Consider the following 26658-nt stretch of genomic DNA (forward strand, 5'->3'; position numbering starts at 1 on the left):
ATATTATTGCTTGTTATTCAACAGGATAATTAAATTGCGTCCTGTCATTTCAGATGGTTTATTAATTCCCATAAGGAAGAGTATAGTTGGTGCTATGTCGTATAAAGCACCAACCTTTTCTTTGAATTTAGCTTTTCTCCCCACATAAATTAAAGGTGTCAAATTACTGGTATGAGCTGTGTGGGGTTGCTTGGTTTTTTCATCAAACATCTTTTCTGCATTCCCATGATCGGCTGTAATTAGCATTTCACCGCCAGAAAATTTTAGGGTTTCAAGAACGCGTTGCAAACAATTATCGATTGTGTGAATAGCCTGTTTGGTAGCAATCTCGTTTCCAGTATGGCCTACCATATCAGGATTAGCGAAATTACAAACGATAAAATCGTATCTACCATTTTTAATGGTTTTTACAAGTTCATTAGTTATCGCAGTAGCACTCATTTCAGGCTGAAGATCATAAGTTGCTACTTTTGGTGAAGGAATTAATTTCCGATCTTCTCCTGGAAAGGCTATTCTTTTTCTTCCATTCAAAAAATAAGTAACATGCGCGTATTTTTCCGTTTCTGCCAGTCGAAGTTGACGTAGGCCTAATATGGATAAGCATTCACCAAGCGTTTTATTTAATTGGCAAGATGGAAAAGCGACAGAAATACTAGGATTGCTTATATAAGACGTTAGGGTTACGAAGTTTGTAAGTTTAGGAGTTACTCTTCTTTTAAACCCTGTAAAATGTCCGTCAGTGAATGCGTTTGTAAGTTGTTTAGCACGATCAGCGCGAAAATTCATGAAAATAATGGTATCCCCATCTTGGATGGTTACAGGATTTTCCCTGTCGTAACAAATACTAGTTGGTCTTATAAATTCATCAGTTTCGTTTCTTTTATAAGCAAGAGTTATTGCTTCTTCAGCAGTTTTAGCTCGACGAGCAGCAATTCCTTGAGTTAATAGATCATATGCCTTTTGAGTACGATCCCATCGTTTATCCCTATCCATAGCGTAGTAGCGCCCAATAAGAGACACAATTTTGTACTGTATAGATTGAACAGATTGTGTACAAGGACACTGGGCATAATTGCGAAGTTTCGTATTTATCTTTTTAATAGAAAGTATGGCTGATTTTGGAGGAGTATCTCGTCCGTCTAGAATGGCGTGTAAATAGATTTTTTTTGCTTTTTTAAGGTACGCTAATTCGATCATCGCTACAATCTGTGTGTCTCGACTGTGTACTCCTCCATGAGATAATAATCCGATGATGTGTATAGCTTTGTTGTTTTGATTAGCTTGATTAATAGCATTAACAAGAACAGTATTCTCAAAAAAAGTACCAGTTGATACGGACTTATCAATTCGAGTTACATCTTGAAGTACTTTCCGACCAGAACCAATATGGAGATGTCCTGCTTCTGAATTTCCTACTTGTCTTTTAGGCAATCCTACTGCACTTCCTGAAGCTTTTAATAGTGTGTGTGGGTAGTGCGTCCATAATGTATCCAAAGTTGGAGTCTTAGCAAGTCTAATTGCATTATGAGTTGTATCTTTACTTTTACTAAAACCAAATCCGTCAAGGATAATAAGAACTATAGGTTTTATACGCTTCGTCTTCGATTTATTATTACATTGCATTATAAAACACCTTTAAGTTTATAAGTTCTGAAAAAGGAAATTTTTTCTTAAATGTCAGAACATTATTTCGAGGAGATTAGTTGTTGTCAAATCTGAAAAAGAAATCTTTCAGTTATAAATTGCTAAAGAGAACATGCAAAGTATTTTTTCACTAGTAATAATAAGGTAAGATTGTTTCTTTTTGCGATGTAATATCGATCAAATTAATTCAGCACAGGAAGAAAATTCATTATTAAAATAAACACGATGTTTGTCTTTTGATAATTGATAATAGTTGAATAAATCAACACTGCATTGGTTAGAATTTTTTGATAGAGGACATACCTTATAATACAATAGATGATATGGATTATAAAATACCGTGAGTAAGTTATTTTATTAAATTGAGGAGAAATTCATGTCTATGAAAATAAATTTTATCGGTGCTGGGCGTGTTGGGAAAATCATTGCTAAACAAATCGTAGACAATAAAATTGCCCTTATTCAAGGAGTGTGTAATTTTTCATTAGAAAGTACTGAAAAAGCAATAACTTATATTGGACAAGGAATGGCTTTTAGAAGCATTCAAGAATTACCACCAGCTGATATCACTTTTATCACTACTCACGATGATGAAATAATAAATTGTTGCCAAAATTTGGCTAAAAGCAAAAACCTTAAAAAAGGAAGCATTGTGCTGCATTGTAGTGGTTTTCTCTTATCAGATGTATTAGTTTCTGTGAAAAAAAGAGATTGTCATATCGCTAGTATGTATCCTATACGGAGTTTTGTGATTGCTTCTGATATAAATAGAAATAGTGACTGCGTGTATTATTGCACCATTGAAGGTGATGATTATGAAACATTGAGTTTGTTATCCGCTTTATTTAAAAGGATAAATTACTTAGTCTATCCTATAGATAAAAGAAGAAAAAGTATTTGTCATATCGCAAATGTTTTTGCCTCTAACTATTTAGTTACATTATGTGATAGTGCTTTATCTTGTTTAAAAAATTCTGGGATTACAGCAAGTGATGGGTTTAAGATAATTATCAACCTAATGAAAAATACTTTAAATAATCTTGAGTCTACTCAGTCAACTAAAAAAGCTTTAACAGGACCTATTAGCCGTGGTGACCTAGGCATAGTTAAAAATCACTTGCAGGTATTATCAAAAACTAATTTAGTAGAACTATATAAAATGTTAGGTTTGTTAACTTTATCACTTACATGTTTACCGGATAACAAAAAAGAAGAATTTTTTCAAATGTTTATTCTGAGATGAAATCTGAATAACTTCAATCAGTTAATTGGTATTACAAAGAGATTTTTACATCTTTTTAAATTCGAATGAGGTATACTCAGCGAGGTTCTATAACTAAATGTATGTTTTTATGGAGAAATTTGTTCAGTTTGTTCCTAATCATTGGATTTTGGTTACAGGATTTATTGTCACATTATTTTTACTATTTTTAGACGTACGTTGGAAGCAAGGTATTGGAAGAAATACTCATTTAACACCTTCTCAAGTGGTGTGGTTGATCAATAATGAAAAAGCCATAGTTATTGATATTCGTGATTCTAAAATATTTGAGAAAGGACATATTACGCACGCAATTAATATTCCTATTGTTGCATTAAATGAGCAGTTAAATGCGATTAATCAATATAAACAAAAACCATTAATTATTGTTTGTTCGTTTGGTAATAAATCCTTACGCTTTATGAATAAATTACGGAAACACGATTTTCAAAAAATTTATATACTGTCTGGTGGTATGGGTGCTTGGAAAAGTTCTAATATGCCAGTGGTAAAATTACGTAGCTAAGCAGAACAGTTTTTCATTATTATATTAGCATCGCGTAGATTGTTTAAATGAAAAGGTGTTCTATAAATACTTTATTTGAGTATTCAGAAAATAATGATTTGACAATAAAAAGGTTAGAGTCAAATAGGGAAGTTAGTCATTATACCAATTGTCAAAAATTGAGAAAACAGAATGGCAGAAAAGCAAAATGTTAATCAGTCAAAACATAACCCAGAATTCACTATACAACGATTGTACGTAAAAGATTCGTCATTTGAATCTCCGCATAGCCCTCAAGTATTTTTTGAAGTATGGAGACCAGAATTAAATTTAGATTTGACTACTAAGGCAAATGACTTAGGGAATAACAATCATGAGGTGGTTTTAGTTGTGAAAGCTACGGTTAAAATGGAAGCAAGAACTATCTTTATAGCAGAGATTTTTCAAGCTGGAATTTTTGTTGTGAAAAATTTTCCCGAAGACCAGATTCGACCTGTTCTAGAAAGCTTGTGTCCCAACATTCTTTATCCATATGCAAGAGAAGCAATCACCGATATGGTGGTTCGTGGAGGGTTTCCTCATCTTTATTTAGCACCAATAAATTTTGACTCTCTTTTAGAAAAACGTAGTCGAATTAAAGGGTGTAATGATAGGGGTCGTATGCATTAAAAATGATAAAAAAAAATCATGATCTCCTGGCTATACTTGGTGCTGGTTCTTGGGGAACGGCTCTTGCTCTTTTACTGTCCCGTAGACAGCAAGACATTCGACTATGGTCTCGTAAAAAGGAACATGTAAAAGAAATGCGATCAGAGGGTACTAATCGTCGATATTTACCAGACTACCCATTTCCGAAGTCATTGTGCGTTTATCATGATTTAAAAGCGAGTCTAGAAGGAGTGCATGATATATTAATTGTCGTACCTAGTTTTGCATTTCAAAGAGTATTAAAAGAGATAAAGCCATACATTAATTTTCCAAGACGGATTGCCTGGGGAACTAAAGGTATTGCTCTCGGTGGTCATTTATTACACGAAGTTATTGAGACAGAATTAGGACAAATGCCCGTTGCAGCATTATCAGGTCCCAGTCTTGCTACTGAAGTAGCTGCTGGATTGCCAACCGCAATAACGGTAGCAAGTAACGACACAAAATTTGCTTATGATTTAATTAAAAGACTAAATAGTCCTTACTTTCAAGCGCATCAGAGTAATGATTTGATAGGTGTAGAAATTTGTGGAAGTGTAAAAAGTATATTAGCTATTGTGATTGGGATTAGTGATGGGTTAGTTCTAGGAGCAAACGCTCGAGCTGCTTTAATTACTCGAGGTCTTATAGAAATGAGTCGTTTAGTTAAGGTATTGGGAGGAGAGGAGAAAACTTTGACTGGATTAGCTGGATTAGGAGACTTAGTGCTCACCTGTACAGATAATCAATCGCGTAATCGACGATTTGGTATGGCTTTAGGAAAAGGTGTAAATAGACAAGTTGCTGAACAATCTATTGGTCAAGCGATTGAAGGTCTTCATAATGTCAGTCAAGTGTGGATGCTTGCAAAAAGACATAAAATTGATATGCCTGTCATTCAGCAAAGTTATCGTATTTTTCACGAAGACTTAGATCCTAGAAAAGCTATTCAGGAACTTTTTCATCAATCTTGGTCGTAAGGGTGCATTAAAGGCAATCAGGTTACCTTCCCATGATTCTAACAATTTACGATAATGCAAGTAAAATTACAAATTACTTCATTTAATGTATGAAACTAGATTGGTTACAAGCCCTTAAGAAAAATATTGTGAATGTAAAACAACTTATTAACTTACATGGTTGTGATGTGCTTATGTAATTATTATTTTATTTAATAACTTCCTAATAGCATCAGGAGGTAAATGCAAGACTGCCATTCCAAAAAAGATTCTATCAGCAAAAGTATCACTTATTAATAGAAAATAGCGACATTGACGAATGCAATGTAAAGATATAAATCCGAATTTAGGTAGTGATAATACTAATAAAACAATTGCTTCACTTCACTAAAGTGAAGAATGGCATATTGTTTCTTTAGTAGGAATAAAGTAAAACTGTTATATTTACTTTACCATGCTTATTAACGGGGTTAATTATGAATCTAGATTATTTAGATTTTGAACAACCGATCGCGGAACTTCAGGAAAAGATTAACGAGTTGCATCGTGTGAATACTAGTAAGGAAATTAATTTTGTTGACGCAATTGCTAATCTAGAAGAAAAAAATTTTCAGTTAACACAAGAAATTTTCTCTAATTTAAAAGCATATCAAATTGTGCAATTAGCTCGACATCCTCTACGTCCACATACTGTTGATTATCTTCAGAGGATTTTTTTAGATTTTGATGAACTGCATGGTGACCGCCATTATGGAGATGATACTGGAATAATTGGAGGATTAGGTCGTTTAGACAGTGAACCCGTTATGATCATTGGTCAGGAAAAAGGTCGAGATACCAAAGAAAAAATTTCCCGAAATTTTGGAATGACAAAACCTGAAGGATTTCGAAAAGCATTGCGATTGATGAAGCTTGCTGAGAAGTTTACAATTCCGGTTGTCACGTTTATTGATACACCGGGCGCTTATCCTGGTATAGGTGCCGAAGAACGTAATCAAAGCGAAGCTATCGCTAGGAATATTTATGAGATGTCACAATTAAAAACTCCAATTATATGTACTGTAATTGGAGAAGGTTGTTCTGGTGGTGCATTAGCTATTGGGGTAGGAGATCGTACTTTAATGTTGCAGTACGCTTATTATTCTGTGATCTCTCCAGAAGGTTGTGCTTCTATTTTATGGAAAAATACCAAAAAATCTGGAGAAGCCGCTGAAGCACTTGAATTAACTTCGGAACGACTTTATAAATTAGATCTAATTGATGAAATAATACAAGAACCACTTGGTGGAGCTCATCGTGATGTTAATACAATGGCAGAAAAAATCAAAGAACGTTTATGTTTACACTTGTCCGCTTTACAAGATAAATCCATTGATTCTATTTTAGAAGAACGTTATAAGCGATGGCTCAGTTATGGAAAAAACTGATAATACGCTTACTTCTGATAAACTTTTTGCGATACTAACTACGCTTACTAATAATTTTAATTTCTATATCGCTTATAGTGGAGGTTTAGATTCTCATGTTCTTTTACATGTAATGAGTGAATGCGTTAAAAAAAACCCATGTTGGAATATTCAAGCTTTACATATTAATCATAAACTTAGTCCAGAATCTGATCTTTGGGAACAGCATTGTCAGTGTGTCTGTAAGTCATTAAAAATACCTTTTCAAGTAGAAAGGTTAAAATTGGCTATTTTCCCAGGTGATAGTATTGAAAAAATTGCACGAGAAGCTCGTTATGAAGTATTTTGCCGTGTTGTTCAAAAGGATGAAAACATATTAACAGCTCATACTCAAAATGATCAAGCAGAAACTTTTCTACTTCAATTGATGCGTGGTGCTGGCGTCACAGGATTAAGCGCTATGCCAATAAAGAAACGGTTGGGTGCTGGCTATTTATTACGTTTACTACTAAATTTTCATCGCAGTGCATTGAAAAATTATGCCGTAAGAAACTGTTTACGTTGGGTTGAGGACGGTATGAATTCGGAATTGCGATTTAATCGTAATTATTTACGTCATAAAACATTGCCTTCTTTACAAGAACGATGGCCTGCAGTTTTTTCTGTAATTTCTCGATCAGCAAATCACTGCGCTGAGGCGAATTTTTTACTGAATCAATTAGCAGATAAAGATTTATTAACTATACAAATTGGTATGCAATTGGCAGTTAAGCTAATATTACGGTTAACACCTCCGCGTCAGAGAAATGTTTTACGACGATGGATTTCTCGTGAAGGATTTTCTGTACCTCAGACTAAACAATTAGAACAGATACGAAAAGATGTATTAAAAGCGTCGAGAGACGCAAATCCTGTTTTTATTTACGATAATGTGAAAATTCGTCGATACAGAGATATGCTATATTTGTCTTATTTTTCAAAAAATCACGACACTAATTTACACAGTACTAATTTATCTATTTCATGGGACATGCAAAGTGTTTTAATTCTTCCTAACAGGTTAGGAGTTTTAAAAGCTGTTAAACGAAAAGGTAAAGGAATTAAAATTAAAGATGTATTTTTTACTCATCAGGTAATGGTGTGTTTTCGGAAAGGAGGCGAACGATGTCGTCCTATAGGAAAAAAAGAACATCACACATTAAAAAAATTAATGCAAGGATGGAAAATTCCGGTATGGCAACGTAGCTCTATTCCGTTAATTTATTATAACGAACAATTAGTATCTGTCGTAGGTTATTGTATTTGCGAAGAATTTACAGTAAAAGATTTAGAATGGGGTTGGGTGATTAAACTAGAGACGTATGGAAAAGAAAACAGGTAGCAATATTTTTCTTTTAACTTCATTATTAAAAAAAGCGCGCAATCAATTTTTCCATAAGAGAAACGAAGCGATTTCTTTATATTTTTTATTTGTATACTACGAGGTTTTATCCTTAATTGAAATAAAATTTTTAAATTTAGACTTTTATAAGATAGCAATGTATCCGTTTTGTATGGGCAACTTTTATCGCTTAGACATATATGGTTGATTCGATGGAAACGGTTTCTCAAAGATTTGTTCGTAATTTTTCGATTATCGCACATATTGATCATGGTAAGTCTACATTAGCGGATCGGTTGATTCATCTATGTGGTGGACTAACCGATCGTGAGATGAGAAATCAAGTACTTGATTCAATGGATATTGAGCGAGAACGTGGAATTACTGTTAAAGCGCAGAGCGTTTCTTTAATCTATCGATCCCATGCAGGAGTTATCTATCAATTAAATGTTATCGATACTCCTGGGCATGTGGATTTCTCGTATGAAGTATCTCGATCCTTAGCAGCTTGCGAAGGTGCTTTATTAGTAATAGACGCTTCTCAAGGTGTAGAGGCACAGACAATAACAACCTGTTGTTCGGCTATGAAACAAGGCATTACAATATTACCGGTTCTGAATAAGATTGATTTACCGCAAGCAAGCTCTGATCGTGCTATGCAGGAAATTAAAGAGATTCTTGGTATTAAAACGCACGATATCATGCAGATAAGCGCTAAATTGGGTCATGGGATTCAAGAACTAATAGAAAAACTTATTGTCACTTTTCCTCCACCGGCAGGTGATCCTAAAGCACCATTAAAAGCTTTAATTATCGATTCTTGGTTTGATAGTTATTTGGGAGTAGTGTCCTTGGTGAGAGTAAAAGTCGGCACTTTATATAAAGGAGATAAGATTAAAATTCTATCTACAAATAGAGACTATCACGTTGATCAAATAGGTTGTTTTACACCGAAACGTCGATTTTTAGAAAAGTTAGAGATTGGTATGATAGGGTTTGTGATTGCTGGAATTAAAGATATTCTTGGTGCTCCTGTAGGAGATACATTAACACGCGCTACAGATCCTGTCAAAATACCTTTATCTGGTTTTCAGAAAGTTAAACCTCGAGTGTTTGCCAGTTTATTTCCTATGTATTCTGATCGATATCAAGCATTTCGCGAAGCACTTGCTAAACTTCGTCTGAATGATTCAGCCTTATTTTATGAGCCAGAATTTTCAAGAATTATTGGTTTTGGGTTTCGTTGTGGTTTTCTTGGTATACTTCATATGGAAATTATTCAAGAACGTTTGAAACGTGAATACAATCTTGAATTAATTGTCACATCACCTACAGTAAATTATCAGATCTTAACGAGAAAAAATGAGTTGTTATACATTGATAATCCAAATTGTTTGCCTATAATTACAAAAATTTCTGAAATTCGAGAGCCTATCGCGATGGTAAATATATTGGTGCCTTCAGAATTTTTAGGCGCGGTAATCGGTTTGTGCATAAAAAAACGAGGTGTGCAAAAAGAATTATTGTATGTAAGAAATCAAGTATCAATAAAATATGAAATTCCACTGAGTGAAGTAGTAGTGGATTTTTTTCATTGTTTAAAATCTATAAGTCATGGATATGCTTCTTTAGATTACAATATTAGTCACTTTAGAAAAGCAGATCTAGTAAAATTGGATATTTTAATTTCTGGGAAAGTTGTAGATGTTTTGTCAACTATTGTGCCTAAAGATCAAGCCTATTTGCGAGGACGCGTATTAGCAGATCGGTTAAAAAATTTGATCCAGAGGCAAATGTTTGAAGTAGTTATTCAAGCCGCGATCGGTACTAAGATTATTGCACGTACTGTAGTGAAAGCGTTACGTAAAAACGTAGTAGCTAAATGCTATGGAGGGGATGTAACTAGAAAAAAAAAATTGCTAGAGAAACAAAAAATTGGAAAGAAACGTATGAAACAAATAGGTAATGTTACTGTATCCCAAGAGGTATTTTTAGCTATATTAGGTACAGAGTATGATATTTGATTTTTCCTTTTATTTAACAGTTATAGTATTGTTAACTGGAATAGTTTTTTTTACTAGTTTATTTTTCGTGAAGAAGCATAACTCTTTGGAAAGTATATCTTTAAAATTTAAAACTGTCTTTGATTGTAGTAAAACTTTTTTTCCTCCATTATTAATTGTTTGGGTAGTACGATCTTTTATTATTCAACCTTATCACGTATTGACAGGTTCATTAGAACCTTCTGTCATGCCGGGTGATTTTATTATGGTAGAACAATTTGCTTACGGACTCCGTTTTCCTGTAATTAATAAAAAAATTTTCTCTGTCAATGAACCAAAACGCGGTCAGATTGTTGTGTTTCGGTGGCCTAAAAATCTAAAAATTATTTTTGTTAAACGCGTTATTGGATTGCCAGGTGATCACATTGTGTATAAACACAAGCAACTATATATTAATGGTCGACAACAAAAGCAAAAACTTCTTTATAAGATGAATAATAGTATTGATTCGTTAAAGGGGTATCCATGGACTATATATGTGAAAGAAGAAGATCTGTACAGCATAAAACATAGAATCTATATACATTCTGTTGGAGGAGAAATTGAAAATTGTGATTTGGTAGTTCCTTCTAAACATTATTTTGTAATGGGAGATAATCGAGACAACAGCGATGACAGTCGTCAGTGGGGGTTTGTTCCAGAACAAAATTTAATTGGAAAAGCTTTTTTTAGGATTTGCTTTAGCTGGGATTCTTTAAATAAACATATTCGATGGCGCCGTTTCGGTAGCGTATTATAAAAGCTTTTATTTTATCTCCATGAAAGATTATGAATAAGTTTGATGAATTAATGCAGAATTTAAAACATCAATTTAATGATGTTGGTTTGCTCCAAATGGCATTAAGTCACCGAAGCGTTGGAGTAAACAATAATGAACGATTGGAATTTTTAGGGGATTCTATTTTAGGATTTGTTATTACACTCGAATTGTACAAAAGATACCCTAAGGCTCAAGAGGGAGAATTAAGCCAAATGCGCGCTTCTGTCGTTAATGGTAATGTGTTAGCACAATTATCAGTTAATTTGGGAATCGATGCCAATTTACTTGTGGGAGCGAGTGAACATAAAAGAAGAGCGCAGTTATCGATTTTATCGGACGCCTTGGAAGCTGTAGTTGGTGCTATTTATCTTGATGCTGGACTAGAGAAATGTCGTTGCTGTTTGTTAAGTTGGTACAGTGAGCGGATAGATGATTTATCTACATTAATTCCGAAAAAAGATGCAAAATCACGTTTACAAGAATGGTCGCAAGCACGCAAGCTGTCACTTCCTATTTATGAGATATTGACGAGTGGAGAAGCGCACGCCAAAATTTTTACAGCTACTTGTTGCATTAAAGGATTGTTTCATAGAACGGAAGGTATTGGCACTACACGTCGACAAGCAGAACAGACTGCCGCTATGCGTTTTTTAGAACTAGTAGAGAAGAATGAATAAGGAAATTACTCATTGTGGGCGTACTGTTATTATTGGTCGACCTAATGTAGGTAAATCTTCGTTATTTAATCAAATTGTAGGTTGCAAGATAAGCATTACGTCACAAAAACCTCAAACTACTCGTCATCGAATTTTAGGGATTAAAACTTTTGACAATACTCAGGTAATTTATATTGATACCCCAGGTTTTCTTTTGCAATTATCCAAGATGACTGGTTGTTATGCGAATCGAATTGCTTGTGGAGCGTTACAAGAAAATATCAATCTTGTTCTTTTTGTTATTGAACCTTATTGGAATGAGCAAGATGCTTTAGTGTTAAAATATTTGCAAGGTATTAAAGTTCCTATTTTTTTAATCATTAATAAAACTGATCAGGTTAGAAATCTTGTGGAACTATTACCATTTATTAAAAGGATTTCTTTTTTGCATGCATTTAGTGAAATTATCCCTATTTCTGTAAAAACTGGTGATCAAATTAAAGTTTTAGAACGGAAAATCAATGAGCAAATGCCAGAATCCTGCTTTTCTTTTCCTCCAGAACAGATTACAGATCGTAATGATCAATTTATAGCGGCTGAAATAATTCGTGAAAAACTTATGCGATTACTAAATCAAGAAATTCCTTATTTATTAACAGTAACGGTTATAATGTTTCAACGAAAAGAAAATGTTCTTTATATTTCAGCTATAATTTGGGTTACACGAAGGGGGCAAAAGGGTATTGTGATAGGAAAATATGGTAAGTGGATAAAAAAAATTGGTATATCTGCACGCATTGATATGGAGAAATTATTTGGACAGAAAATATTTTTGCACATATGGGTTAAGTTTAAGAGGGGATAGTTATCAAATAACAATGTTTTTTAAAAGTATTATATAGAAACATGATAGCATATCATCGTGTTGTTTTAGAATCTGCTTTCATTTTGCATCGACGACCGTATGGCAATACGAGTTTAATTCTTGAATGTTTAACATTAAATTATGGACGAGTTTCGATTTTTGCACGAAGCGCCAGAGGATTAAAATCGCGTTATAAAGGTAAATTAGAATTATTTTCCCCTTTTCTTATTTCTTGGTCAGGTCGAGCAAGTTTGAAATCTTTAGGGAAAGTAGAACTGAATGAGATGCCTGTTTCTTTAGAAGGAAAGGCTTTGTTATGTGGTTTTTATTTAAATGAATTAGTATTACGTTTATTACCTCCTAATGATCCAGACAGCTGTTTATTCTATTATTATAAAAATTCATTAGAAACCTTATCTAAAGGTCACATAGAAATTTCTTTACGAAGTTTTGAAAAACGACTATTAGAACGGCTTGGGTATGGTTTGCCCTTAGAATATGACATTAAAAGAACTTCGTTAAAAAAAGACAAGTTTTATCAATATATCCCTGAACAAGGATTTGCTTCTTGTAATAAAGAAAATGGGAAAGTAAATACATTTTCAGGAAAAAGTTTACTTGCTTTACGAGAAGAAGTGTTTTCAAATGCACATTTGATTAAAGAAATGAAACATCTCATGCGACTAGTATTAAGGAATTTGCTTGGTAGTAATCCACTTAAAACTCAGGAATTATTACGATAGGATGTGTAGAGTTATTAGTATTTTGAATATGAAAGGGTTTTTATGGTTCGTTTAGGGGTAAATATTGATCATGTGGCTACGTTACGCCAGGCACGTAAAACTAATTATCCCGATCCAGCGGAAGCGGCTTTGGTTGCAGTGAAATCTGGTGCTGATACCATTACCTTGCATTTGCGCGAAGATAGACGTCATATTCAAGATAATGATGTGTGTAATTTAAAACAGAAATTGGATGCAATGATGATACCTCTAAATTTAGAGATGGCAGTGAATCAATCTATTGTTCAATTTGCTAAAAAAATAAAACCGCGATACTGTTGTCTCGTTCCTGAACAACGAGAGGAGTTGACTACGGAAGGAGGATTAGATGTCGTTAGCCAAAAAAAGCGCATTAAAGCAATTTGTTCTCATTTTGCAGATATAGGAATTACAATGTCTTTGTTTATCGATGCAGTTGTAGAACAAATCGATGCTGCAAAAGATTGTGGAGTAACTACCATCGAAATTCATACAGGCCATTATGCTGACGCAAAAAACGACTATACTCGAAAAAAAGAATTAAAACGAATTACTTTTATGGCAAATTATGCTTATAATTTAGGCCTTTCGGTGAATGCTGGCCATGGATTAACAATTCATAATATCCAGCCCATTGCAGCTATTCCAATAATTAATGAATTGAATATTGGTCATAGTATTATTTCTCGTGCTATTTTTGTTGGTTTAAGTTTGGCTGTTAAGGAAATTAAAATGTTGATTCTTAAGGCAAGATAACAAATTGTTGGTTTTGGTTTTCTACTAATAACGATAATTTGGTATTTACTAGAGACCAGTACATTAGCTTAATTTCTAAAGAGATTTAAAAGGAGAGCTCAAATTCTCCATTGTTAAAGTAGAAGAGGACACTTTCCTTGTTGTTGTGCCATGCTCCTAAGGCTACACGTTTGACAGGCTTGTTCTTTATTAAGAAGTTATGAATAGCTGGTCGGTGAGTGTGGCCATGAATTAATAATTCTACTTCCGTTTTACGCATGATATATAAGACTTCCTCTGGATTGACATCGGTAATTTCATTAGATAAATAGCGATTGCGGTTCTGACTTTTTTGACGTAATTTTTTTGCTAACTTGCGACGTAGAATTAAGGGAAGTGATAGTATTAGCGCTTTTATCCATCGTTTGGTAATTTTTCGTCGATAGGATTGATGTTTATGATCTAATGTGCAAAAGCTATCACCATGCACTAATAAAATGGATTTATTGTATAAAGAGATGATTGTGGGATCTTCTATTAAAATTACTCCTGTGTTTCTTGCAAATTGTTTTCCTATTAAAAAATCGCGATTTCCTGGCATGAAATAAATAGGAGTTCCATTGCTAATGAGGAAACGTAGTGTCAAAATAATTCGTTGATTAAAATCGGTATGATTATCATCGCCTATCCAAGATTCAAAAAGATCACCGAGAATGTAAAGCGCATCAGCTTTTAACGCTCTTTCTTTTATAAATTGAAGAAAGAGCGTTGTAGTATTATAGGCACTTTCTTCTAAATGCAAATCGGAAATGAATAAAGTATGTGGCTTCACAGAACTGTTTATCTCCATTAATAATAATGTTTTACTCGTTGTAATAAAAACTATTTTACGGTAAGAATACTATGAAAAAATAGATAGTGAATTTTTTAGTTGCTAATTTTTATGTAATTAGCAAATTGATTAAAATTATAATAGTGCATTTTAAGGAAAAGGAAATAGAAATCTGATGGTTAAAAGTCGTTTTTGTCCTAGTCCCACTGGGCTTATACATTTTGGGAGCGCCAGAACAGCCCTTTTTAACTTTTTGCTTGCAAAAAATAAAAAGGGGATATTCTTGCTTAGAATTGAAGACAGTGATATGACGCGTTCAAAGAAAATATTTGAACGAAATCTTCAAGATGATCTGTTGTGGATGGGATTAGAGTGGAAAGAAGGCCCTAATAAAGATGGTGGCAGCAGTCCATACTATCAATCTGAGCGACAAGGTATTTACAATGACTATTGTCAACGTCTAAAAGAGACGGGATTTGTATACCCTTGTTTTTGCAGTGAAGAGCAATTAACACTCTCTCGAAAAAAGCAAAAATCGTCCGGAAAACCACAACGTTACATTGGAACTTGTCGTACTTTATCTGAAAAAGAAATAGAAAAAAAATTATCTGCAAAACTACGCCCTGCTATACGATTTCGTGTACCTGATAATGAAATGATCGTTTTTACAGATTTCGTAAGAGGTGAACAGAAATATAAAACTAACGATATTGGAGATTTTGTTATTCGTAGGGCTAGTAGTGTTGCATCTTTTATTTTTTGTAATGCGATTGACGATGCTTTAATGAAAGTTACTCATGTGTTGCGTGGTGAAGATCATTTAACAAATACTCCGAAACAACTTTTAATTTTGCGAGCATTGAAATTACCAGTTCCATTTTATGGACATACTTCTCTAATTATAGAATCTGATGGTAATCCTCTTTCTAAACGTTACGGAAGTCGTAGTATTAAAGAACTACGAAGAATAGGTTATTTACCTGAAGCAATAGTGAATTGTTTAGCCCGTTTAGGACATTATTATGAAAGTAATAAACTTTTGTCATTAATTGAATTAGCTAAAGAATTTAATATTGCGTTTCTTAGTAAATCACCATCTAAATTCAATATACAGCAATTGAATTATTGGCAAAAAAAAGCTGTAGCCCAGTTGCCACAAGACCATTTTTGGAAATGGGTAAAAGAGGATGTAGCATTAAAGTCAAAAATTCCAAGTGATAAGCTCAATATATTTTTGGAAACAGTAAAACCTAATATAATATTTCCTCGAGATGTTAGTTATTGGATAGATGTTTGTTTTAATGACAGCCTATCTCTAATATCTGCTCTGAGAGCCTTACAAGAAGAAACAAGGAAAAATTATTTCAAAACAGCTTTAAAAGGGTTTAGGAAATTTAATAGAGATTTAGAATCCATTATTGACTACATAAAAAACCATCTGTCTTTAGATGAAAAGGGAGGAATTTGCAGTCCTTTGCGTTTAGCTTTAACAGGAGTAGCACATGGTCCCGAATTGTCTAAACTAATTGCATTGATGGACGATCGAATTATATGGAAACGATTACAAGAAGCTTGTCGATGAAAATTTTTAATAGTCTTACACAAAAAAAAGAAGTGTTTAAACCTATTGAAGCGGGAAAAGTTAAACTTTATGTGTGTGGAGTTACGGTTTACGATTACAGCCATATTGGCCATGCTCGTTCGTTAATTATTTTTGATATGGTTGTGCGCTATTTACGTATGCGTGGTTATGAAGTTACTTTCGTTCGCAACATTACAGATATTGATGATAAAATAATCAAAAGCGCTCAAGAGAATAAAGAAAATCCAGTAGATTTAGCAAATCGGTTTATTCAAATTTTACATGAAGATCAAAAAGTGTTGAAAATTTTACCACCGGATGTTGAGCCGCGAGTAACAGAATATATTTCGGAAATAATTATTTTTATAGAAAAGCTGCTTAAGAGCCAATATGCTTATATTGGAGAGAATAGAGATGTTTACTTTAACGTTCGTAGCTTTGATAGATATGGTAAATTATCGCATCGCAATTTTGACGAGTTTTACTTTAAAACTCGATTAGCAATTAATGAGAATAAAAATAATGCATTAGATTTTGTTTTATGGAAAAAAGCTAAGCCAGGAGAACCGCGATGGAAATCACCATGGGGTGAGGGACGTCCAGGTTGGCATATCGAATGTTCTGTAATGTCAAGCAATCTTTTAGGACAACCCTTTGATATTCATGGAGGAGGAATAGATCTTAAATTTCCTCATCATGAAAATGAAATTGCACAATCAGAAGTAATAGAAGAAAAGAAGTTAGCAAATCTGTGGATGCATTCAGGACTCTTGAAAATTAATAAAGCAAAGATGTCAAAATCCACAGGGAATACTATTTCGATTCGAAATGCTTTAAAAAAGAACCATATTGAAACTTTGCGGTACTTTTTATTATCAAGTCATTATCGAAGTCCTGTAAATTATTCCGAGGAAAATCTGAGCAACAGTCGTGTAGCTTTAGAACGATTTTACTCAGCAATGCACGATTTACCCATTACAGTAGAAGAATCTGAAAAAGATATTTCACGATATACAAATCAGTTTTATCAAGCTATGGATAATGATTTTAATACTCCTATAGCTTTCTCAGTTTTATTTGATATGGTGCGCACAATAAATCGGTTACGCACTTCCAATCAAATAAAAAAAGCAGTAAAAGTAATGCTCGAATTAAAACGTTTGAGTAATGTTTTTGGTTTGCTAAATCACCCTGCTAAACAGTTTTTGCATGGTACCGATAAAATCGCGTCAGCGGATATCGCAAAGATTAATGCCCTTATTACCATCCGTAATAAAGTACGAGATAAAAAGGATTGGAAGTCTGCTGATAAGATAAGAGATCAATTAACCGCTCTTGGTGTTTCGATTAAGGATTTACCGGGGGGCAGCACTTCGTGGAAAAGATACTATAATAAATAAAATGAAAATAAATCTTGTATCGGTTGTAATTTTTGTGATTTCTAGTACAAACTTCTTGAGCAAATGTAACTAATTTTTAATAAGCAACTGGACAAGTTATAATTTTTCTTTTAGCAGCTCTCTTACTTGCTGAGGATTGACTTTTCCCATCGTTATTTTCATGATTTGTCCAACGAAAAAAGTAAATAATGTAATTTTGCCAGAGCGATATTCTGCTACTTGTTGAGGGTTTTTTACTATAACTTCGTTGACAATTTTTTCCAAATTTTTAATATCTGTTACTTTTTTTAGATTCTGATGTTTTATAATAGCGTCAACATCATCTGTCGTGTTCCACATGATATTGAAAATTTGTCTCGCCATACTAGTGGATAATGTGTTATCGGAGATTCTTCGTAAGAGTCCTAATAATCGTTTAGCGTTAATTGGACTCTCATAAAAGTTAAGATTATTTTTTTTTAGAGCGGCTGTGAGATTACCGGTAATCCAATTAGCGATTAATTTTGGAGAAATTGTATTGTCTATTTTTAATATATCCTCAAAGTAATTAGCAATATCTATATTTTTGGTAAGCAATTTAACGCTATCGTTATCTAATTTGTAGTTTTCTTGAAACCGACAACGTTTTTTTTCAGGTAATTCGGGAAGTGCATTTCTAATTGACTCGATAAATTCTGATGTGATATTCAGAGGTAGTAAATCCGGATCTGGAAAGTATCGATAGTCATGTGCTTCCTCTTTAGTTCGCATAGGTCGTGTTTCGTTAAGCACTTCATCGTAAAATCTAGTTTCTTGTGTGATTTTTTTACCAGATTGTATAAGTTTTTTTTGACGAGAAATTTCAAAAAGAATTGCACGCTTAATAAATCTAAATGAGTTCATATTTTTAATTTCTGTTCGTGCTCTAAATGTTTTTCTTCCTTTTAAAGAAGGGCTTAAGGAAATATTAACGTCACAACGAAAGGCTCCCTCTTGCATGTTGGCGTCACTGATTTTGATATAACGGATTAATGTGTGTAAAGTTTTTAAATAGATTAATGCTTCTTTAGCAGAGTGAATATCTGGTTCTGAAACGATTTCCAATAGAGGGATTCCCGAACGATTAAAATCAATGCCGGAATAACCATGTTGTATTCCGTCATGAATAGATTTGCCTGAATCTTCTTCTAAATGTGCACGAGTAATTCTAACGCGTTTAAAAATACCTTTTTCGATTTCAATATCTAAATACCCAGACTTGACAATAGGTAAATCGTATTGACTTATTTGGTATCCTTTTGGTAAGTCGGGATAAAAATAATTTTTCCTGGAAAAAATAGCATGTCTCATAATTTTGCCTTGGATAGATAATCCAAAACGAATTGCTAATTTTACTACCTCTTTATTTAAAACAGGTAAAATTCCAGGAAATCCAAGATCTACTAAGCAAGCTTGAGTATTAGGTGTAGCACCGTAACTTGCGGAAGCACTAGAAAAAATTTTTGACTGTGTGCACAATTGTACGTGTACTTCCAAACCAATAACAGGTTGCCATTCTATATTATTCTTCATATAAACTCGTTTGGTAATTTTTTATGCCAATCAGTCCTTTGTTGGTACTGGTATACCATCCTTAATAGAAGTGATTCCTCAAAATAGTTGCCAATCAATTGAACACCGATAGGTAGTTGATTAGTAAATCCTGATGGAAATACAACGGCGGGCAATCCTGCGAGATTAACAGCGATAGTGTAAATATCTGATAAATACATCGCGATGGGCTCTTTTGTTTTTTCACCTAATTTAAAAGCTGTAGTAGGTGTTGCAGGAGTCAAAATAGCATGTACTTTTTTAAAAGCCTTTATAAAATCGTTTTTAATTAAACGACGCACTTTTTGTGCTTTTAGATAATAGGCACTGTAATGCCTTTCTGAAAGTACATAAGTACCTATTATAATTCTACATTTGACTTCAGAACCAAGACCTTCAGTACGTGAACGTTTGTAAAGATCTTCTAAATCGATAGGATTAGCACAACGATATCCATAGCGAATACCATCGTAACGTGATAAATTAGAAGAGCATTCGGCAGAAGCAAGTATGTGATAAACCGGTATAGCGTAATTTGTGTGTGGTAAATTGATATCGAGTAAAATAGCACCCATTTTTTCAAATTCTTCTTTCACGGCCTCAATAGATTGCATGATATCCATCTCTAAATCGCCACTGAAATATTCTCTTGGTAGTCCGATTTTCAAATCTTTTAAAGGTTGTCTTAAGGTAGATAAATAATTAGGAGTCTCCCTTTTTATACTGGTGGAGTCTTTATTGTCATAAGATGCTATAACATTAAGAAGTAATGCAGCATCTTCAGCCGTTTGAGTTAACAATCCACCTTGGTCTAAGCTTGAAGCGAAAGCGATCATACCATAACGAGAAACGCGTCCATAAGTAGGTTTCAGACCAGTAACTCCACAGAAAGCAGCTGGTTGACGAATAGACCCTCCAGTATCGCTTCCTGTTGCTACTGGAATTATCCGAGCTGCCACAGCAGCCGCAGATCCTCCTGAAGATCCTCCAGGAGTATGATTAATATTCCACGGATTTTTAGTAGGTCCGTAATAACTATTTTCATTGGAAGAACCCATCGCAAATTCATCCATATTGGTCTTTCCAATTAACACTGTTCCAGATGCTTTTAAACGCTCTACAACAGTAGCATCATAGGGGGCAATGAAATTATCGAGCATTTTAGATGCGCAACTAGTTTTTATGCCTTCAGTACAAAAAATATCTTTGTGAGCAATTGGAATACCAGTAAGGGATGTTGCTTTGTTTTTAGCCAATATTTTATCGGCTATTTTTGCTTGTTTTACAGCTTGCTCTTCATTAACAGTAATAAAACAATTTAGTATTGGATCAAGGTTTTTAATTCTGTTAAGGAAATGTTCTGTGAGTTCCATACTCGATACTTTTCTCTTATGTAAATCTTGGCTTAATGTAATTATGGTTTTTGAATGCATATTTTATCCAAAATTTTTATTTTTCTCTGTCGATGGTCCTAGGAACTATGTAAAGTCCATTTGCTATTTCAGGAGCATTTTTTTGGAATAACTCACGTTGATTTGTTTCAGTGATAATATCTTTTCTTAACGATTGTGTTTTATCAAAGAAATGTGTAAGGGGTTGAATATATGTAGTATCGATTTGATCTATTTTTTTTATAAGCTGTAGAATCTCATTTACAGTCCTTTTAATTGACTGATGTTCTTTTTTAGAAACGATAAGTTTTGCCAGATTTGCAGTCTTTTTAATATCAATTTTTTCTACATTAGACATTTTATCTACATCTCTACTAATGAATATTTGGAGAGATAGGATTATACAGGAGATTAGCAATAGAAGACAATTTTCAGCAGCTAAAGTAGATTGAAAGATAGATTAAGTATTTTCTAAATCTTTCTTCCAATATAATTTTCAGTTAAAGTGGATTCGTTTTATAAAGTTATTTAGTCTAAATTGCAGGAAAACCTTCATGTTAAACAAATTGCGCGGCCTTTTTTCGAGTGATATTTCTATTGATTTAGGAACAGCCAATACTTTAATTTATGTAGTTGAACAAGGCGGTATTGTTTTGAACGAACCATCGGTAGTTGCCATTCGAAAAGATATACGTGGTGGTCATGAAACTGTTACAGCTGTTGGGGTAGAGGCCAAGCGCATGTTGGGTCGTACTCCTGGTAATATTCTTGCAATTCGCCCTTTAAAAGATGGTGTAATTGCCGATTTTCATGTCACTGAAAAAATGTTGCAGTATTTTATTCATAAAGTTCATAAAACTCGTTTTTTACGACCAAGCCCTCGGGTTTTAATTTGTGTTCCCTGTGGTTCTACTCAAGTGGAACGTCGTGCGATTAAAGAATCCGCTTTAGGAGCTGGAGCTCGTGAGGTTTATTTAATTGAAGAGCCAATGGCAGCAGCGATGGGTGCTGGATTGCCAGTTGAAGAGGCTAGTGGTTCTATGGTGGTGGATATTGGTGGTGGAACCACCGAAGTAGCAATTATCTCTCTAAGTGGGATTGTGTATGCAGAATCTGTACGTATTGGTGGAGATCGTTTTGATGAAGCTATTATTAGTTATGTTCGTCGAAACTATGGAGCATTAATTGGTGAAACTACAGCAGAACGTATTAAGCACGCAATTGGTACGGCATTTCCCAATAACGCAGTTAAGGAAATTGAAGTACGTGGTCGAAATTTAGCAGAAGGTGTGCCTCGTAGTTTCAGTTTAAATAGTAATGAGATTCTTGAGGCTTTTCAAGAGGCGTTGTCAGGTATAGTTGGTGCAGTTCGTGGGGCTCTAGAGCAAGCGCCTCCAGAATTATCAGCTGATATTGCAGAACGAGGAATGGTACTTACAGGCGGCGGATCTTTATTAAAAGATATTGATCGGCTTTTAATGGAAGAAACTGGTTTACCAGTCGTAATTTCAGAAGATCCGCTTACTTGTGTAGTTCGCGGAGGTGGACGAGCTTTAGAATTAATGCGATCGATGGATAGAGAATTTCTTTCACGAGATTAGTATCTTGAAACAGAAGTGTAGGACAAAATAAGAAGAGGATATTATTATTAAATCAATTTTTAAACGTTCTTCAGTGTCTGCATTGCGAGCTATTTCTTACGTAGGACTGTCGGTTATATTAATTGTTTTTGATTACAAAACTGAATTTTTTCATAAAATTAGAAATGATTTGTCATTAATTATACTACCCATTCAATATGTAGTAGATACACCAATTAAGATAATTAATTGGATTTCTACAAATACTGCCACTCAACGACAATTGATAACAGAAAACATGTATCTGCGTGCTCATGCGCAATTATTAGAATTAAAATTACAAAAATTTTTATTTATTCAAAGAGAAAACGTTCAATTACGAAAGTTATTGAAGTTTACTTCTCAAATGCACAATACTTCTCGAGTTCTTGTTGCACAGTTGCTATCTATAAATTTAGATCCCAATCTTCAGAAAGTTGTAATTGATAAAGGATTGCGATCGCATATTTATATAGGACAGCCTGTTTTAGATGTCAATGGAATTGTTGGGCAAGTAGTCGATGCAAATCTATTAACTAGTGAAATTATGTTGATTTCAGATCCAAAAAGTGCCATTCCTGTACAAAACAACCGAAACGGTATTCGTGCTGTTGCAATTGGTATGGGAAGTTCTAGTAAATTAATGGTGATTAATATTTTTCCTTATACCAACGATATAAAAAAAGGTGATCTTTTTATCTCTTCTGGGTTAGGGTCACGCTATCCAGTGGGATATCCAGTTGGGACAGTAACCGATGTAATGACGTATAATTCTTCCAAGCGATTTACTAAAATTATTCTACGGCCATCAGCACGTTTAGATCAATTACAACAAGTACTAATGATCTGGCCTTCCGATATATAAAATAATATTTGTAAAAAATGCATAATACAAAAACAAATTAATATCTTTATTTTTAATAAATAAAACATGAAAAATCATCATTTTAAACTAAGCATTTTAATAGGATTCACTTTTTTAGTAGGAATGATTGTAACTATTCTACCTCTTCCTATATGGACTGTGTGGTATCAGCCTTCTTGGATTTTTATAATTCTTCTTTTTTGGATTATTACCGTTCCTCATCGAGTAAGTATCGGTATAGCTTTTGTAGTGGGTCTTTTACTTGATTTACTGACAGGGACCGTGTTGGGACAACACGCATTAAGCTTTGTTTGTTTTTCTTATTTCTTTGGTCGTTTTCGAATCTTTATTAATAATCTTGCTACGTGGCAACAAACAATACTAATTTTAATAGCTACGGCGATAAACCTTACATTACAATACTGGATAATGAAAATAACAAATTCTACTTTGCCAATTGGCAAGCACTGGATATCTCTTGTAAGCACAACTTTTTTATGGCTGTGTTGTCGATCTTTTTTACATAACTATCAACGTAAATTTGCTTTATATCATGATGAATTTTGAAACTTTAATACGATGGTGTAGAAAATGGTTATTAACGATGATAGTAAGTGTTGTAGTCTTCTTTTCTTTATTAATTAACATCGTTTGTTTAACAATCTCAATCCTTAATTATAAACGTGATTTTTTTATACGATGGATAAGTGGTATTTTACATCAATCTGTACGTATAAGTGGTGTTCAAATTAGTTGGTGCGGCTTTAATTTTATTATTGGCTTTCAAAATGTTTTTATTGTTAATCCTACAACATGTCAAAAATCGCTTTTTCAGATCGAGCAACTTGATATTAATATTGATTTATTATACAGCTTATTTCATTGGAAATTATCGCCTAGGTATTTAGTACTGTCTGGGGCTCAATTTAATGTTTCTGAAATAGACATCAAAAAATTGCTTGCTGGGAAAAAAATTACCGATTGCAATGGACGCATGTCATCGAATCTAGAAAGTGTAGAGAATATTTTGCTATGGGTATCAAAGCAATCTAACGTTATAGCAAAAGCAACTAATGTTAATTATTGTACGTTTCGAGGAAGTGTAGTGTCAATTAAAAATTTATATGTCACAGTAAGCGGTGGGACTTTATATCATCGGATAATTGGAGTGGGGGATTTGTCACAAAAAATTCCAACACGATTTTGGTTTTTTATCACCGTTGTTCCCAACAATATCAACCTTTATATTAAAATTAAGAATATAGTTTTTAAACAATTAGTAGATAGTTTGTTTTTACGAAAATATTTCAAAAATTTTTCAATATCATCTGGAAAAGGAAAAATACAGTTATGGGTGAAATTTCATAACGGTATTCTTAAATCTTTAAAAAGCTTGATAGTAGGTAATCACGTTCGATTAACTCTTAAAGAAAAGTGTCTGTTATCTTTTGATTGCATATCAGCTAATTTACTTTGGAAAGCGTATGTAAATGGTTGGAGATTACTAGGTAATCACATTTTCTTCCAGACTGTAGAAAAAGGTCAATGGCTAAAATATAATCCAAAAATTCGTGTTATTTTTAAAAATACAATGCATACGATTCTAAAAAAAATCAGGTCTCTTTTTAGTAAAGATATCTGCTTACTTTTTGAGAAACTGGGATATCACCCAAGAAAATTTAAGAGATTATATCGAAAAACACAGCTATTTGGAAAGTTACATCAATTTAGTGTATTGTACCTTACAAGAAAAGAAAAGCCTTATTATTGTTTAAGAGTAACTTTTACCGATTTGAATTTTCGACCTTGGGATAGTTTGCTAGCAGGATCACAATTATCTGGTTCGGTAGAGATAACTCCTTTAAGAGGAACGTTACAATTGAAATCCAATGTTAGAATAGATAAAGCTTCAAAAGCATTTTTTGAAGATTCATTCGCATTAAAACAATTAGATTTGATGACTAGGTGGTATTGGTATTCCACGAGGTGGAATGTTGCTATATTGAAATTACATACGATAGATTAATTCTTAAGAAAGCAACAATGCTGTATGATTTTTATAGTAAACATCGATATAGAACACAATATATGTTAAATTTGATTTACCGTTTACTATATGAATTGTTATTTTTAGTTTTATTCACAGGCGTTTGATCCAGAAAAATAGAATAAATCTTAAAAATATTTATTTAGTGACTGGGTTTTATTGCGTTATTTTAGAACAAAGTCTTGGACTATAAGCGAAATAATAGATATTTCCAAAATAATATAAAAATCACTATTACTCATCGAAAATATAATTGCAAAAAATAAAAGATCCCTGTTTTGGCAACATGAAATTATTTTACGTATCTCTTTAGAAAGGCATTTAGCTATATTATTCAAAAATTTACTTTTATTAATATACGTATTAAATCTAATGTTTGATTTACTAATTAATCTTTATATTGATATTAATCTAGATACGTCTTCGTTCAGTTTTATAAATTAAAGTGAAATTAGAATAATTTTAATCAAAAGCGTAGAAGATGATTCTGAATTTTTGTTTTAGTAGGAAAATGAATCGGCAAAAATTGTTCTTTTCTATACACAATAATAGATGATGGAACAACTCTAGATAGAATAGGTTTTTTAAACGTGGATAACGAAGGAATTATAACGCAAAAACCTGTTTTAATTGATAATGGAATTTTAAAATTATACGCAAAATCTTTAATAATGCGTGTCCGTGATGAAAATATAGAGTTGACGAGTAATGGTTAACGTGAATTTCATGTACATTTAACTTTTCCTCGTATGACAAATAATACCTGTTGCCTGGTAATAGTAATTTAAAAGATACCATTGCTTCATTAAAAATTGGCTATACGTCGTAGATTTTTCTGGTAATTAAGTTGATATTTTACTGCTGGAAAATTCTTTTTTCTACTAGTGAAGTGTATTTAATAAAATGAGGAAGCATTGTAAATCCAATAAAAAATGCTACTCTCATTGGTGGATTGATGTATTAGGTGGGTAAAATAATACACCGCCTGATTCAGGAATAGGTATATGTGGCAAGTGCAATTGGTGCTAGTTGTGATTTTGGTAATCTATTATTAAATATGGACGCTGTGTAACAGTAGAGGATAATTAATTTAAGTTAATTTTCTATATAGTTTCGCTTCAAATTTTTCATAGCAATTTAATTTTATAAGGATATTTTTTTTGGAAATTCTCTAAAGAGCAGGTGTTACTTTTATTTTTACAATTCTTAAAAATAAACTTTACTTTCTTGACAGTAGGTGAAAGCTGTTGATAACCTGAGGTACTGAGAAAGAAGGGTAATGCCCAACTATTAATCGGTAAAAATTGAGGAAATTTATGAATAAAAATGATCTTATCGAAGTTATGGCAAAATCGGCTGATATTTCAAAAAATGCAGCGACGCAAGCTCTCGATGCCTTTATCGAATCTGTAACGAAATCCTTACAAAAACGCAAGGATGTGATTCTAGTTAATTTTGGAAGTTTTAAAGTTGGTCAGCGTTCAGCTAGAATGGGACGAAACCCGCAAACGGGTGAACCTATACGGATTCCGGCCAGGACAGTGGTAAGATTTTCGGCAGGAAAAAAGCTTAAAGATGCGTTGAAAGAAAGAAGAACAATTACTTGATTAATCCTGATATATCCGTTATCTTCCGTGCTACTCGTTTATTTTAGAAAATAAGAGGGTGTG

At 33.3% G+C, this 26658-nt stretch carries 25 protein-coding genes; 20 read left to right on the forward strand and 5 right to left on the reverse strand.

Going from position 1 to position 26658, the window contains the following annotated elements; translation table 11 throughout:
• Nucleotides 1-3: 3 nt before the first annotated feature.
• Nucleotides 4-1623 (reverse strand): 2,3-bisphosphoglycerate-independent phosphoglycerate mutase, encoded by a 1620-nt coding sequence (gene gpmI / locus Z664_RS00535; RefSeq protein WP_052246305.1) that lies wholly within the window; start codon nucleotides 1621-1623, stop codon nucleotides 4-6.
• A gap of 397 nt (nucleotides 1624-2020) precedes the next feature.
• On the opposite strand from gpmI, the gene Z664_RS00540 reads away from it, so the two are divergent.
• From Z664_RS00540 to pdxJ, 12 genes are all read left to right on the forward strand, one after another.
• Entirely contained in the window at nucleotides 2021-2887 is an 867-nt protein-coding gene (locus Z664_RS00540; RefSeq protein WP_039669810.1) for a Rossmann-like and DUF2520 domain-containing protein, read from the forward strand.
• Nucleotides 2888-2996: 109 nt separating this feature from the next.
• The gene (locus Z664_RS00545; protein ID WP_039670177.1) at nucleotides 2997-3431 is read left to right on the forward strand and encodes a rhodanese-like domain-containing protein; all 435 of its coding nucleotides are present in this window, start codon (nucleotides 2997-2999) and stop codon (nucleotides 3429-3431) included.
• A 171-nt stretch (nucleotides 3432-3602) separates the two neighbouring features.
• On the forward strand, nucleotides 3603-4079 hold the full coding sequence (secB, locus tag Z664_RS00550) for a protein-export chaperone SecB (RefSeq protein ID WP_039669811.1): 477 nt from the start codon (nucleotides 3603-3605) through the stop codon (nucleotides 4077-4079).
• Between the two features lie 2 nt (nucleotides 4080-4081).
• Nucleotides 4082-5077, forward strand: a complete 996-nt coding sequence (locus Z664_RS00555; RefSeq protein WP_039669812.1) for an NAD(P)H-dependent glycerol-3-phosphate dehydrogenase — start codon at nucleotides 4082-4084, stop codon at nucleotides 5075-5077.
• A 455-nt stretch (nucleotides 5078-5532) separates the two neighbouring features.
• Nucleotides 5533-6483, forward strand: coding sequence for an acetyl-CoA carboxylase carboxyltransferase subunit alpha (locus tag Z664_RS00560; RefSeq protein ID WP_039669813.1), 951 nt, complete (start codon nucleotides 5533-5535; stop codon nucleotides 6481-6483).
• Nucleotides 6470-7843, forward strand: a complete 1374-nt coding sequence (gene tilS, locus Z664_RS00565; protein WP_052246307.1) for a tRNA lysidine(34) synthetase TilS — start codon at nucleotides 6470-6472, stop codon at nucleotides 7841-7843. The genes Z664_RS00560 and tilS overlap by 14 nt, the downstream gene beginning before the upstream one ends.
• 212 nt (nucleotides 7844-8055) lie before the next feature.
• On the forward strand, nucleotides 8056-9867 hold the full coding sequence (gene lepA / locus Z664_RS00575) for a translation elongation factor 4 (protein WP_039670179.1): 1812 nt from the start codon (nucleotides 8056-8058) through the stop codon (nucleotides 9865-9867).
• A gap of 85 nt (nucleotides 9868-9952) precedes the next feature.
• A complete protein-coding gene (lepB, locus tag Z664_RS00580; RefSeq protein ID WP_230206112.1) occupies nucleotides 9953-10645 on the forward strand; it encodes a signal peptidase I in 693 nt (230 codons plus the stop codon).
• Between the two features lie 29 nt (nucleotides 10646-10674).
• Nucleotides 10675-11343 carry a ribonuclease III gene (gene rnc / locus Z664_RS00585; RefSeq protein ID WP_039669816.1) on the forward strand — a complete coding sequence of 223 codons (669 nt, stop codon included), beginning with the start codon at nucleotides 10675-10677 and terminating at the stop codon, nucleotides 11341-11343.
• Nucleotides 11336-12187, forward strand: a complete 852-nt coding sequence (era, locus tag Z664_RS00590) for a GTPase Era (protein ID WP_039670180.1) — start codon at nucleotides 11336-11338, stop codon at nucleotides 12185-12187. The genes rnc and era overlap by 8 nt, the downstream gene beginning before the upstream one ends.
• A 41-nt stretch (nucleotides 12188-12228) precedes the next feature.
• The gene (gene recO / locus Z664_RS00595; protein ID WP_039669817.1) at nucleotides 12229-12930 is read left to right on the forward strand and encodes a DNA repair protein RecO; all 702 of its coding nucleotides are present in this window, start codon (nucleotides 12229-12231) and stop codon (nucleotides 12928-12930) included.
• Nucleotides 12931-12972: 42 nt separating this feature from the next.
• Complete coding sequence (gene pdxJ, locus Z664_RS00600) at nucleotides 12973-13704, forward strand: pyridoxine 5'-phosphate synthase (protein ID WP_039669818.1); 732 nt, start codon at nucleotides 12973-12975, stop codon at nucleotides 13702-13704.
• A gap of 85 nt (nucleotides 13705-13789) precedes the next feature.
• Here pdxJ and Z664_RS00605 read toward each other — a convergent pair whose 3' ends face one another.
• Nucleotides 13790-14533 (reverse strand): UDP-2,3-diacylglucosamine diphosphatase, encoded by a 744-nt coding sequence (locus Z664_RS00605; RefSeq protein ID WP_039669819.1) that lies wholly within the window; start codon nucleotides 14531-14533, stop codon nucleotides 13790-13792.
• Nucleotides 14534-14690: 157 nt separating this feature from the next.
• Here Z664_RS00605 and gltX point away from each other — a divergent pair, with 157 nt between their 5' ends.
• Both gltX and cysS read left to right on the forward strand, forming a co-directional pair.
• Nucleotides 14691-16097, forward strand: a complete 1407-nt coding sequence (gene gltX, locus Z664_RS00610) for a glutamate--tRNA ligase (RefSeq protein ID WP_039669820.1) — start codon at nucleotides 14691-14693, stop codon at nucleotides 16095-16097.
• Nucleotides 16094-17497 carry a cysteine--tRNA ligase gene (gene cysS / locus Z664_RS00615; protein WP_039669821.1) on the forward strand — a complete coding sequence of 468 codons (1404 nt, stop codon included), beginning with the start codon at nucleotides 16094-16096 and terminating at the stop codon, nucleotides 17495-17497. Before gltX ends, cysS begins: the two co-directional genes overlap by 4 nt.
• A gap of 96 nt (nucleotides 17498-17593) precedes the next feature.
• Here cysS and gatB read toward each other — a convergent pair whose 3' ends face one another.
• Genes gatB through gatC form a run of 3 tightly spaced genes read right to left on the reverse strand, consistent with a single transcriptional unit; the run spans nucleotide 17594 to nucleotide 20815 of the window.
• Nucleotides 17594-19036 (reverse strand): Asp-tRNA(Asn)/Glu-tRNA(Gln) amidotransferase subunit GatB, encoded by a 1443-nt coding sequence (gene gatB / locus Z664_RS00620; RefSeq protein ID WP_039670181.1) that lies wholly within the window; start codon nucleotides 19034-19036, stop codon nucleotides 17594-17596.
• An 8-nt stretch (nucleotides 19037-19044) separates the two neighbouring features.
• The gene (gene gatA / locus Z664_RS00625; RefSeq protein WP_039669822.1) at nucleotides 19045-20499 is read right to left on the reverse strand and encodes an Asp-tRNA(Asn)/Glu-tRNA(Gln) amidotransferase subunit GatA; all 1455 of its coding nucleotides are present in this window, start codon (nucleotides 20497-20499) and stop codon (nucleotides 19045-19047) included.
• Between the two features lie 16 nt (nucleotides 20500-20515).
• Nucleotides 20516-20815 carry an Asp-tRNA(Asn)/Glu-tRNA(Gln) amidotransferase subunit GatC gene (gene gatC / locus Z664_RS00630; RefSeq protein WP_039669823.1) on the reverse strand — a complete coding sequence of 100 codons (300 nt, stop codon included), beginning with the start codon at nucleotides 20813-20815 and terminating at the stop codon, nucleotides 20516-20518.
• 196 nt (nucleotides 20816-21011) lie between these two features.
• On the opposite strand from gatC, the gene Z664_RS00635 reads away from it, so the two are divergent.
• The 6 genes from Z664_RS00635 to Z664_RS00655 all read left to right on the forward strand — a co-directional run bounded on the left by Z664_RS00635 (nucleotide 21012) and on the right by Z664_RS00655 (nucleotide 26595).
• Nucleotides 21012-22058 (forward strand): rod shape-determining protein, encoded by a 1047-nt coding sequence (locus Z664_RS00635; protein ID WP_039669824.1) that lies wholly within the window; start codon nucleotides 21012-21014, stop codon nucleotides 22056-22058.
• Between the two features lie 55 nt (nucleotides 22059-22113).
• On the forward strand, nucleotides 22114-22941 hold the full coding sequence (mreC, locus tag Z664_RS00640) for a rod shape-determining protein MreC (protein ID WP_256380072.1): 828 nt from the start codon (nucleotides 22114-22116) through the stop codon (nucleotides 22939-22941).
• A 66-nt stretch (nucleotides 22942-23007) separates the two neighbouring features.
• Entirely contained in the window at nucleotides 23008-23508 is a 501-nt protein-coding gene (gene mreD, locus Z664_RS00645; RefSeq protein WP_039669825.1) for a rod shape-determining protein MreD, read from the forward strand.
• Nucleotides 23495-24967: a YhdP family protein gene (locus Z664_RS00650; protein WP_156962722.1), complete on the forward strand. Its 1473-nt coding sequence runs from the start codon at nucleotides 23495-23497 to the stop codon at nucleotides 24965-24967. Before mreD ends, Z664_RS00650 begins: the two co-directional genes overlap by 14 nt.
• A 569-nt stretch (nucleotides 24968-25536) precedes the next feature.
• Nucleotides 25537-25704 (forward strand): metallopeptidase TldD-related protein, encoded by a 168-nt coding sequence (locus tag Z664_RS03120; protein ID WP_256380073.1) that lies wholly within the window; start codon nucleotides 25537-25539, stop codon nucleotides 25702-25704.
• A 600-nt stretch (nucleotides 25705-26304) separates the two neighbouring features.
• Complete coding sequence (locus Z664_RS00655) at nucleotides 26305-26595, forward strand: HU family DNA-binding protein (protein ID WP_039669827.1); 291 nt, start codon at nucleotides 26305-26307, stop codon at nucleotides 26593-26595.
• The last annotated feature ends 63 nt before the right edge of the window (nucleotides 26596-26658 follow it).

The organism is Coxiella endosymbiont of Amblyomma americanum (genome assembly GCF_000815025.1).
Lineage (GTDB): Bacteria > Pseudomonadota > Gammaproteobacteria > Coxiellales > Coxiellaceae > Coxiella.